8 protein-coding genes are annotated in these 10,335 nt (G+C 63.8%); 5 read left to right on the top strand and 3 right to left on the bottom strand.

The genetic code is table 11. From position 1 onward, the window contains the following. Positions 1-345 precede the first annotated feature (345 nt). The gene (locus JQ597_RS04180; protein ID WP_212262961.1) at positions 346-1,200 is read right to left on the bottom strand and encodes an SDR family NAD(P)-dependent oxidoreductase; all 855 of its coding nucleotides are present in this window, start codon (positions 1,198-1,200) and stop codon (positions 346-348) included. A gap of 235 nt (positions 1,201-1,435) precedes the next feature. On the opposite strand from JQ597_RS04180, the gene JQ597_RS04175 reads away from it, so the two are divergent. Continuing rightward, positions 1,436-2,932 (top strand): aldehyde dehydrogenase family protein, encoded by a 1,497-nt coding sequence (locus tag JQ597_RS04175; protein ID WP_212262960.1) that lies wholly within the window; start codon positions 1,436-1,438, stop codon positions 2,930-2,932. A 156-nt stretch (positions 2,933-3,088) separates the two neighbouring features. Here the strand turns inward: JQ597_RS04175 and JQ597_RS04170 are convergent, their stop codons facing one another. Continuing rightward, positions 3,089-3,466: a winged helix-turn-helix domain-containing protein gene (locus JQ597_RS04170; RefSeq protein ID WP_212262959.1), complete on the bottom strand. Its 378-nt coding sequence runs from the start codon at positions 3,464-3,466 to the stop codon at positions 3,089-3,091. Positions 3,467-3,603: 137 nt separating this feature from the next. On the opposite strand from JQ597_RS04170, the gene JQ597_RS04165 reads away from it, so the two are divergent. The 3 genes from JQ597_RS04165 to JQ597_RS04155 all read left to right on the top strand — a co-directional run bounded on the left by JQ597_RS04165 (position 3,604) and on the right by JQ597_RS04155 (position 7,185). Further along, the gene (locus tag JQ597_RS04165; protein ID WP_212262958.1) at positions 3,604-4,731 is read left to right on the top strand and encodes an alkene reductase; all 1,128 of its coding nucleotides are present in this window, start codon (positions 3,604-3,606) and stop codon (positions 4,729-4,731) included. Positions 4,732-4,893: 162 nt separating this feature from the next. Then, positions 4,894-5,406, top strand: a complete 513-nt coding sequence (locus JQ597_RS04160) for a GFA family protein (RefSeq protein ID WP_249147224.1) — start codon at positions 4,894-4,896, stop codon at positions 5,404-5,406. A gap of 114 nt (positions 5,407-5,520) precedes the next feature. Then, positions 5,521-7,185 (top strand): thiamine pyrophosphate-binding protein, encoded by a 1,665-nt coding sequence (locus tag JQ597_RS04155; protein ID WP_212262957.1) that lies wholly within the window; start codon positions 5,521-5,523, stop codon positions 7,183-7,185. Between the two features lie 101 nt (positions 7,186-7,286). Here JQ597_RS04155 and JQ597_RS04150 read toward each other — a convergent pair whose 3' ends face one another. Further along, entirely contained in the window at positions 7,287-8,675 is a 1,389-nt protein-coding gene (locus JQ597_RS04150; RefSeq protein WP_212262956.1) for an LLM class flavin-dependent oxidoreductase, read from the bottom strand. A 185-nt stretch (positions 8,676-8,860) separates the two neighbouring features. Here JQ597_RS04150 and JQ597_RS04145 point away from each other — a divergent pair, with 185 nt between their 5' ends. Further along, entirely contained in the window at positions 8,861-10,246 is a 1,386-nt protein-coding gene (locus JQ597_RS04145) for a M20 family metallopeptidase (protein ID WP_212262955.1), read from the top strand. Positions 10,247-10,335 lie beyond the last annotated feature (89 nt).

Below are 10,335 nucleotides of genomic sequence, written 5' to 3'. Positions count from 1 at the left end.
AAGCCGTAAAGCCATTGCGCAGGGAAGGCCGGGTGTTCTCCGCTGCCCTGTATGCTCGTGTGCATTTTGTTTTGTGCAAACCGCACACGGGACCGCGGGTGCAGCGCGCACCCGGTCTTCCCTGCGCCCTCTCATTTGGGGGCAAGGAATTTCTGGCAAAGCTCGGGCGCATCGCGCCGCGAGAATGCGAAGGCGTGTTTGCGATGACCCAACCACGTCGTCCCGGCCTTGAGCCGGGACCCATACGCCGCGGCCCATCGGTAAAAGCGCAGGCGTTAGAGACCTCCCGCAACAATAACCGTCACGGAGTATGGGTCCCGGCGTTCGCCGGGACGACACCGAATTTTATCGCTCCCCCTTCACAAACCGCGCAAACGCCTCCGCATAATCCTTGTGCCAGCGCGACAGCGCGGGGCGGTTTTCAACGATGTCGCCGGCGGCCCACAGCATGCGCCGTTCGTCGAGTTGCCGCGGCACGTCATTGTCAGGGCACAGGATGTAGAAATCGCCGGCATCGATGCGTTCAATCATGAAGTCGACGGTCTGCTCGGGCGTCCAGGCACCATCAGGTTTCTCGGTGCGGCCGCGGGAGGTGAGGGCAGTGAAAACGTGACCGGGGATCATCAGGTGCGCGCCGATCTGGCAGCCATCGGTGTTACGCAGCTCATGCTGCAGCGCCTCGGTGAGCGCTTTGACGCCGGCTTTGGAGACATTGTAAGCGGGATTGCCGGGTGGCGTTGTAATGCCTTGCTTGGAGCCGGTGTTGATGATGAGCCCGGGCCGGCCGCGTTCGATCATGTGCGGCGCGAAAACCTGGGTGCCGTGGATGATGCCCCAGAGGTTGACGTTCAGAATGCGCTGCCAGTTCTCCAGCGGCCCGAAGCTGTTGCTGTCGGGGCCGATGCCGGCATTGTTCATCAGGATGTCGGTGCCGCCGAACCGCTTCTCCACCGCAGCTTCCAGCCTGGCGACGTCCTCAAACCGGCTGACATCGACCTCGGCGGTCATGACATCGGCGTCGTCACCCTTGGCGACAGACGACAGTTTTGTGGCAGCCTCCGCCAGCCGCGCGGCGCCGATATCGGCAATGCAGACTTTCATGCCGAGGCCGGCGAACCGCATCGCGGCCGCAAGCCCGATGCCGGACGCGCCTCCGGTGATCACGGCGACATGACTGGTGGACATGGCTGGATGTGGCATGCAGACTTCCTCCGGACACAAATCGGGTTACACTACTTATCAGCGCAAATCTTCATCAGGACAACATCGGTACGTACGAACCGGCATGGCAGGTCTTCATTTTCCGTCTCGCTTCCGGCGGCTCATTCCGCTTTACGGTTCGGAGCCCAACGATATAGTTATCCAGATATAACGATTTTCATCACAGCAACGATCTTCATCGCAACAATGGCTATCGATCCAAGGGAGTAAATACATGGCTGTATCGCAGGCAATTCCGATCACGCGCCACCCCTATGCGGATGGTTCCTACAAGAAGATGCTGATCGACGGCCAATGGGTCGATGCGGCCTCCGGCAAGAAGTTCGAGACCCATAACCCGGCGACCGGCGAACTGCTCGCCACGGTGGCCGAGGGCGACGCCGAGGACATCAACCGCGCGGTCGCGGCAGCCCGGCGGGCCTTCGAGGGTCCGTGGAGCAAGGTCAAGCCGTTCGAACGGCAGAACCTGCTGCTCAAGCTCGCCGATCTCGTCGAGAAGAATTTCGAGGAGCTGTCGCAGCTCGATACGCTCGACATGGGCGCGCCGATCAGCCGCACCCGCGGCAACCGGCTGCGCGTGCTCGGCATGCTCAGGTATTACGCGGGCCAGGCGACCGCGCTGCATGGCGAGACCATCGAGAACTCGCTGCCCGGCGACATCTTCTCCTACACGCTGAAGGAACCGGTCGGCGTCGTCGGCGCGATCATTCCCTGGAACGGCCCGCTCAGCGCCAGCGTCTGGAAGATCGGTCCGGCGATCGCGACCGGCTGCACCGTGATCCTGAAGCCGGCCGAGGAATCGCCGCTGACCTCGCTGCGGCTGGCCGAACTCTGCATGGAGGCCGGCATCCCGCCCGGCGTCGTCAACGTGGTGCCTGGGTACGGCGAGACCGCGGGCGCGGCACTGTCCTCGCATTCCGGCGTCGACAAGGTCGCCTTCACCGGCTCGCATGTGACAGGGCAAGCCATCGTCAGGGCCTCCGCCGGCAACCTCAAGCGCGTGTCGCTGGAGCTCGGCGGCAAGTCGCCTGATATCGTGTTCGCCGACGCTGATCTCGATGCGGCGGTGCCGGGCGCGGCGATGGCGGTGTTCGCCAATTCCGGCCAGATCTGCAGCGCGGGCACGCGGCTGTTCGTCGAGCACAAGATCTATGACGAGTTCGTCGGCCGCGTCGCCGAATTCGGCAAGAAGCTGCAGGTCGGCAACGGCCTCGATCCCAATACCCAGATCGGACCGCTGGTGTCGGCGGAGCAGATGAAGCGCGTCTCCAGCTATCTCTCGATCGGCCAGGAGGAGGGCGCCAAGGCGCTGACCGGCGGTACGCCGCTGACCGAAGGCGCGCTGTCGAAGGGCTATTTCGTGGCGCCGACGGTGTTCGCCAATGTGCAGGACAATATGCGGATCGCGCAGGAGGAAATCTTCGGCCCGGTGATTTCGGCGATCTCCTTCAAGGACACCGACGAGCTGATCGCGCGCGCCAACGCCACCACGTTTGGATTGGGCAGCGGCGTCTGGACCACCAATGTCAGCAAGGCGCATCAGATTGCAAAATCGCTGCGCGCCGGCTCGGTCTGGGTCAATTGCTACCAGGCGATGGATCCGGCGGTGCCGTTCGGCGGCTACAAGATGAGCGGCTACGGTCGCGAGTCAGGCAAGCAGCACCTTGAGGAGTATCTCAACGTCAAGGCGGTCTGGATCAAGACGGGTTAGGATGTTTGTGTCGTCCCGGCCTAGTGCGCAATTGCGCACGGGGGCCGGGACCCATACTCCGCGGCCCATCGGTGAGAATGCTGGCGTTAGATGCCTTCTATAACAACGAGCGTCACGGCGTATGGGTCCCGGCCTTCGCCGGGACGACGAGTAGTGCTACCCCGCCCGCTTCTTCCGGCCGATCTCGCTGCGCAGCGCCTGCAACTCCTTGCGCGCCGCGCTCGCGGCGTTGCGTTCGATCTTGCGGTAGCGCTTGACCAGCGAGATGCCGAACGACGTCAGCACCGCGCCGCCGCCGTTCTTGCCGCCGGTCTGCCGCTCGACGGCGGCCTGCCGGCAGATGCGGTTGATCTCGTCGACCAGATCCCATGCCCGCTTGTACGACATCTCCATCGCGCGGCCGGCGGCCGAAATCGAGCCGCATGTGTGGATATTCTCCAGCAGCTGGATCTTGCCCGGCCCGATCCGGGCGTTTGCATCCAGATCGATGCGTACGCTGAGCGAAGGAAGCGATTTGGCACTCGATTTCGGCATGAAATGCTTGCTCACTACATCGGTTCGAGCGGGCTACCGCTTCGCTTTCAAAACAAAAGCTGCTCCAGTCTTTTACGGGCAAGCGGAACCGGTTACATACTCGTATGAATACGGAGAAGTTGGAGTTCCACACCGGCATGAATTACCCATCATTGTTTTCCCCGCTGCAGATCGGTCCCTACCAGCTCAAACATCGTCTCGCCCTGGCGCCGCTGACGCGGATGCGGGCGGAAAAGCCCAGCCTCGCGCCGCGGCCGCTGAACGCGGAATATTACGCCCAGCGCGCGACGCCGGGCGGATTGCTGATCGCCGAGGCCTCGCCCGTGATGGCGACGGGGTATGGCAGCGCCGGCGTCCCCGGAATCTATACCGAGCAGCAGATCGCCGGCTGGCGAAAGGTCGTCGATGCCGTTCACGCCAAGGGTGGCGTGATCTTCCTGCAGCTCTGGCATGTCGGCCGCGTTTCGCATTCCTCGTTCCAGCCCGGTGGCGTGCTGCCGGTGGCGCCCTCGGCGGTTACGATCCCGCCCGATCTGAAGACCGGGACGGCGGACGGCAAGGCCGTGACCTACGAGACGCCGCGCGCGCTCGAGACCTCCGAAATCCCTGATGTGGTCGATGCCTACCGGCAGGCGGCGAAGAACGCGCTTGCCGCCGGCTTCGACGGCGTCGAGATCCATGGCGCCAACGGTTATCTGATCGAGCAGTTCCTGCAGTCGCACACCAATCTTCGCACCGATCAATATGGCGGCGGAATCGAAAACCGCACGCGCTTCCTGATGGAAGTGACGCAAGCCGTGATCGAGGTCTGGGGCGCGAGCCGCGTCGGCCTGCGGCTGTCGCCCTACGGCATCGCCAATGGCAGCGGCGAGCCCGACCCGATGCCGCTCTATAGCCATGTTGTGCAATCGCTCAATCCGCTCGGGCTCGCCTATCTGCATTTCATCGAACCGCGCTCCAGCGGCGCCGGCCGCGCCGAGGTCAACCATCAGAACGTGCCCTCGGCGATGGTGTTGTTCCGCCCCATTTGGAAAGGCGTGCTGATCACGGCCGGCGGCTTCACCGGCGAGACCGCGAATGCCGCGATCGCGGCCGGCCATGCCGACGCGATCGCGTTCGGGCGGATATTCATCTCCAATCCGGATTTGCCGCGCCGCCTGCAACGCGGCTTCCCGCTGACGCCCTATAACCGCGCGACCTTCTATGGCGGCGACGTCGCCGGCTACACCGATTACCCCGCGCACGACGAGTTGGCGCAGGCGTGACCGTCATTGCGAGCGAAGCGACCTGTCCGCCGTAGCTCGAAGAGCGAAGGCGGAAGCAATCCATCTCACCGCGTAAGGAAGTATGGATTGCTTCGTCGCTTCGCTCCCTTGCACAAACGCTTTGCGTTTGTTGCAGGCAATGACGAAGCGTGAGGATCGAGCATGTTTCCGGAAGAGGAAACCGAAAAGAAAAAGGCAAAACCGGTGGCGGTGGGCAAACCCGCCGCCGGCCAATGCCTGTGCGGCAAAGTCTGCTTCGAAATCGACGTGCCGGCGCGCTGGGCCTGGCACGATCATACGCCTTCGAGTCGCCGCGCGCACGGCGCGGCCTACGCGACCTATGTCGGAAGCTGGCGCAAGCGCTTCCGCATTACCAAGGGCAAGACGTCAATCACGCGCTATGAAGACAAGGCGACCAAGACCGCGCGCAGCTTCTGCAGCAGCTGCGGCACGCCGATCGCCTACGAGCGGCCGCGCTCGCCGCACATGGTCAACATCCCGCGCGCGCTGTTCACCGGCCGCACCGGCCGCCAGCCGCTCTATCACATCGCGATCGAGGAGCTGCAGGAATGGGCCTATACCGGCGAGCCGCTGGTGCCGCTGAAAGGCTATCCCGGCGTGGTCTGGCAGCGCTCGAAGAAGAAGAAACGCACTGACCGCGAGGGGATGTTCTGATCGCACGCTCTCCCACGCAGGGCAGCCATGACCGTGCTCCATTTGATCTCATCATTGCCGATCGTCATGATGGCGTGATCGCGAAAGGTCAACGAACCGCGGGCAGGAGGAAAGATGAAAAATCGCATTACCGGGCGCTCGGCCTTTCTCGCGCTACTGAAGGACGAGGGCATCACGCATCTGTTCGGCAATCCCGGCACCACCGAACTGCCGATCATGCACGCCCTGAAGGATCATCCTGACCTCACCTATGTGATGGCGATGCAGGAGAGCCTGGTGGTCGCGATCGCCGACGGTTACAGCCGCGCCTCGGGTAAGCTTGTCGCCTGCAACGTCCACGTCGCGCCCGGCCTCGGCAACGCGATGGGCTCGCTGTTCAACGCGGCCTTCACCGGCACGCCGATGATCCTGACCGCGGGCCAGCAGGAACAGGGCCACGGGCTGATGGAGCCGGTGCTGTACGGCCCGCTGGTGCAGATGGCGGAGCCGCTGGTGAAATGGGCGGTCGAGGTGACGCGGCTGGAGGATCTGCCGCGCATCGTGCGCCGCGCCGCCAAGATCGCAACCACGCCGCCGACCGGGCCGGTGTTCATTTCGCTGCCCGGCGACATCCTCAACGCCGAAGCCGGCATTGAACTCGGCCGCTCCACCCGCGTCGATACCCGCGTCAAACCGTCGGACGAAGCGCTCGGGGCGCTGGTCGCGCGCATCCTCAAAGCCGAGCGGCCGGTCATCATCACCGGCGACGAGATCGTCAAGAGCGACGCGCTAAAGGAAGCCGCGCAGTTCGCGGAAACGATCGGTGCGCCGGCCTATCAGTGCTCGACGCCTTACGGCGCACACTTCCTGTCGGAAAGCCCATGCTTCATGGGCGCGCTGTCGCGCCTGCAAAAGCAGGTTCGCGAGGTGCTGTCGCCTTACGATCTGATGATCGTGCTCGGCGCAGATCCCCTGCGCATGTCGGTCTACAGCGAGGTTGATCCGTTGCCCGATGGACTCGGCATCGTGCAGATCGGCCTTGTCGACTGGGATCTTGCCAAGAATTATGGCGCCGAGATCGCGCTCAAGGCCGACGTGAAGGAAACCCTGCGCGCGTTGGTGCCGGCGCTGAAAGCGGCCGGTGGCGGCGCGCTTGAGACGCGTGCGAAGCAGGGCGTAGCCGCGCTGGCGCCAAAGAACTGGACCGCGAAGCGCAAACCGCTGATCGAACAGATTGCAAAAGCCAGCACCAAATCGCCGATCGATCCGGACTGGTTGGCGTTGCAGGTGGTCGAGGCGATGCCTGACAATGCGATCCTGGTCGACGAAGGCCTGACGTCGTCGCGGCAGATCCTGGCGTTGCGGCCGCATCGTGATCGCTACGGCTATCACGCGCTGGCCTCGGGCGGCATCGGCTGGGGACTGCCGGCCTCCGTCGGCGTCAGCCTCGCCAATCCGGAGCGCCCGGTCGTGTGCTATTCCGGCGACGGCAGCTCGATGTATTCGATCCAGTCGCTATGGACCGCGGCGAACCACAAGCTGCCGCTGACCTTCGTGATCGTCAACAATGGCGGCTACCGCATCATCAAGCAGCGCCTGCTCGCCTTCCACGGCGACGATCATTATGTCGGCATGGACTTCGTCGATCCGCCGGTGGATTTCACCGGGCTCGCCAAATCGCTCGGGCTGGAAGCTATGCGCGTCACCGATCCAGGCCAATTGAAGTCCGTGCTGTCGTCGGCGATTGGTCGCCCCGGCACCAAGCTGATCGAGGTGGTGGTGAGTAATTCGGTGAATTGACGTCGTTCGTCATTGCGAGCGAAGCGAAGCAATCCACCGTGCGACAAAGGAAGTATGGATTGCTTCGCTACGCTCGCAATGCCGGCGATAGAGCGTGGCTTCTACTCCGCCGCCTTCACCCGCACCCCCGGCCGATACTGGCTCGCCGGGTGCTGCGCCGTCAGCCGCGCGCGGCCCTCGCCGAACAGCTTCTCGCGCAGCGTGCCCTCGGCATACGCGCTCTTGTATCGTCCGCGCCGCGTCAATTCCGGCACCAGCATGTCGGCGATGTCCTCGAAATCGCCGGGCGAGGTCGCGAAGGCGACGTTGAGGCCGTCGACGTCGGTCTGCTCGAACCAGGCCTCGATATCGTCGGCGACCTTCTCGGGCGTGCCGACCACGACGGGTCCGGCGCCGCCGATGCCGACGTGCTCGACGACTTCGCGCACGGTCCAGACCCGGTCCGGATCGGCGCGGGTGACGTTGTCGAGCGCGGTGCGGCCGGCGTCGTTCTGGACGTGGCGGACCTGCTGGTCGAGGTCGTAGCTGGAGAAATCGACGCCGGTCCAGCCCGACATCAGCGCAAGCGCACCCTCGGGATTGATGTGCTTGCGATAGTCGGCGTATTTCGCCTTCGCCTCCGCCTCGGTGCGCCCGAGGATGATCGTCATCATGCTGAACATCAGGATCTCGGCCGGGTTGCGTCCGATCTCGCGTGCCAGGTCACGGATCGCCGCGACGCGCGGTCCGATGATCTTGGCCGACGGGCCCGACATGAACACGCATTCGGCGTGCCGGGCCGCGAACTGCCGGCCGCGCGGCGAGGTGCCGGCCTGGTACAGCACCGGCGTGCGCTGCGGCGACGGCTCGCTCAGATGAATCGCGTTGAGCCGGTAATGATTGCCCTCATGCGAGACGGGATGCACCTTCGCAGGGTCAGCGAAGATGCCGCGCGCGCGGTCGCGCAGCACGGCTTCGTCCTCCCAGCTGCCTTCCCAGAGCTTGTAGACCAGCTCCATATATTCATCGGCGATCTCGTAGCGGTCGTCATGCGCGGTCTGCTTGTCCTTGCCGGCACCGCGCGCGGCGCTGTCGAGATAGCCGGTCACCACGTTCCAGCCGACCCGTCCCTCGGTGAGGTGGTCGAGCGTCGACATCCGGCGCGCGAACGGATAGGGCGGCTCGAACGACAGGTTGCTGGTGACGCCGAAACCGAGATGTTTCGTCACCGCCGCCATCGCCGGGATCAGCATCAGGGGTTCGTTCGCCGGGGTCTGCGTAGCGTTGCGCAGCGCCGCGTCGGGGCTATTGCCGAACACGTCATAGACGCCGAGCACGTCGGCGAGAAACAAGCCGTCGAACCGCCCGCGTTCCAGCGTCCTGACGAGATCAAGCCAATAGGGCAGGCGGTTATAGTCAAGGGTACGGTCGCGCGGATGGGTCCACAGCCCGGGCGATTGATGCGCCACGCAGTTCATGGCAAAGGCGTTGAGCCGGATCTGTTTCTTCATGATGGTGGAACCTTGGGTATTCCCGGATACGCCGCCGGGTCGGGTAACCGGGCTGTTGGCGGAAACTGTTGCATTCCATGAGGGTTAGCAAGGCCCTATTCGGCGCAACTCGTGCTACTTCCAGTAGATGAGTTGTCTGGCTACACCAACGAGTGATACGTTCGCGAGCGCGAAAGGAAAAAGACATGGCAACGAGAGCCGACGCGATTGAAAATGTGCGTCAGCAGTTTCACTCCGGCGAATTTCTCGCCGAGCTCAACCGCAGGGTCGGTTTTCCTACGCAGAGCCAGGAACCGTTGCCGGGCGATCCCTTGCGCGCCTATCTCGTGGAAGGACTGCAGCCTGCCTTTGAAGAGCTCGGGTTTTCGACCCGGCTGATCGAGTCGCCGATCGGCAAGGGCCCGTATCTGCTGGCAGACTATCGCGAGGATCCGTCATTGTTGACGGTGCTCTCCTACGGCCATGGCGACGTCGTGGGTGGCATGGTCGGTGAATGGCGCGACAATCTCAACCCGTGGCAGACCACGACCAAGGGCGATCGCGTCTACGGCCGCGGCACCGCCGACAACAAGGGACAGCACAGCATCAACATGGCGGCGTTGCGCGCCGTTCGCGAAGCCCGCGGCGGCAAGCTCGGCTTCAATGCCAAGTTCATCATCGAGACCAGCGAGGAGATCGGCTCGCCTGATCTGGCTGAGGTCTGCGAGTCGCTGCAGCAGGAACTCAAGGCCGACCTGTTGCTCGCATCCGATGGTCCACGGCTTTCGGCGGATCGTCCCACCATCTTCCTCGGCTGTCGCGGCGGCGTGCGCATCCATCTCGACGTCAACCTGCGCGAAGGCGGCAATCATTCCGGCAATTGGGGCGGCCTGCTCGCCAACCCCGCGACCATCCTGGCCAACGCGATCGCCGCGCTGGTCGATCACAGGGGGCGGATGAAGCTCGACATCATGAAGCCGCCGCGCATCTCGAACCTGATCCGCGCAGCACTGGCCGATGTGGAGGTCGAGCCCACGGCGGATGAGCCGCAGGTCTCCGAGAATTGGGGCGAGGATGGCCTGTCGGCCGCCGAACGGGTCTATGCCTGGAACACGCTGGAAGTGCTGGCGATGTCATCGGGCAATATCGAGCAACCGGCGAACGCCATCCCGGGCGTAGCTCGCGCCGTGCTGCAGCTTCGCTTCGTGGTCGGCACCGAATACGAAAAGGTGGTCGACGCTGTCAGGACCTATCTGCACGCCAATGGCTTTCCGATGGTGGATGTCAGCGGCCAGCAGAGGTTTGGCGCGTCGCGTACCGATTTGGATAGCCCCTGGGTCAACTGGGCGGCGAACTCGATCCGGCAGACCACCGGAAAGGCGCCGGCGATCCTGCCGAATATTGGCGGTTCGCTGCCCAACGGCGTCTTTGCCGAAGGGCTCGGTCTGCCGACGATCTGGATTCCGCATTCCTATCCCGGCTGCTCGCAGCACGCACCGGATGAACACATCCTCCTGCCGGTCACCGAGGAAGCGCTGGCCATCATGGCGGGCCTGTTCTGGGACTTGGGCGAGATGCCGCGTAGACCGTGATGCCGGCAATGGTTCGCGTGACGGAATAAGAACGATGCTGCGGCGCGAAAGTGCCGTTTCGTGCTATAAAATTTAGCTCAGCGTATCGT

The organism is Bradyrhizobium sp. AUGA SZCCT0177, assembly GCF_018130125.1.
Taxonomy (GTDB): Bacteria; Pseudomonadota; Alphaproteobacteria; order Rhizobiales; family Xanthobacteraceae; genus Bradyrhizobium.
The sequence above is the reverse complement of the archived record's forward strand: the minus strand, read 5'-3'. Positions and strand labels throughout refer to the sequence as shown.

Coding starts and splice junctions, on each gene's coding strand:
- JQ597_RS04180 (WP_212262961.1), bottom strand. CDS start 1,200: ATGCCACATCCAGCCATGTCCACCAGTCATGTCGCCGTGATCACCGGA.
- JQ597_RS04175 (WP_212262960.1), top strand. CDS start 1,436: ATGGCTGTATCGCAGGCAATTCCGATCACGCGCCACCCCTATGCGGAT.
- JQ597_RS04170 (WP_212262959.1), bottom strand. CDS start 3,466: ATGCCGAAATCGAGTGCCAAATCGCTTCCTTCGCTCAGCGTACGCATC.
- JQ597_RS04165 (WP_212262958.1), top strand. CDS start 3,604: ATGAATTACCCATCATTGTTTTCCCCGCTGCAGATCGGTCCCTACCAG.
- JQ597_RS04160 (WP_249147224.1), top strand. CDS start 4,894: ATGTTTCCGGAAGAGGAAACCGAAAAGAAAAAGGCAAAACCGGTGGCG.
- JQ597_RS04155 (WP_212262957.1), top strand. CDS start 5,521: ATGAAAAATCGCATTACCGGGCGCTCGGCCTTTCTCGCGCTACTGAAG.
- JQ597_RS04150 (WP_212262956.1), bottom strand. CDS start 8,675: ATGAAGAAACAGATCCGGCTCAACGCCTTTGCCATGAACTGCGTGGCG.
- JQ597_RS04145 (WP_212262955.1), top strand. CDS start 8,861: ATGGCAACGAGAGCCGACGCGATTGAAAATGTGCGTCAGCAGTTTCAC.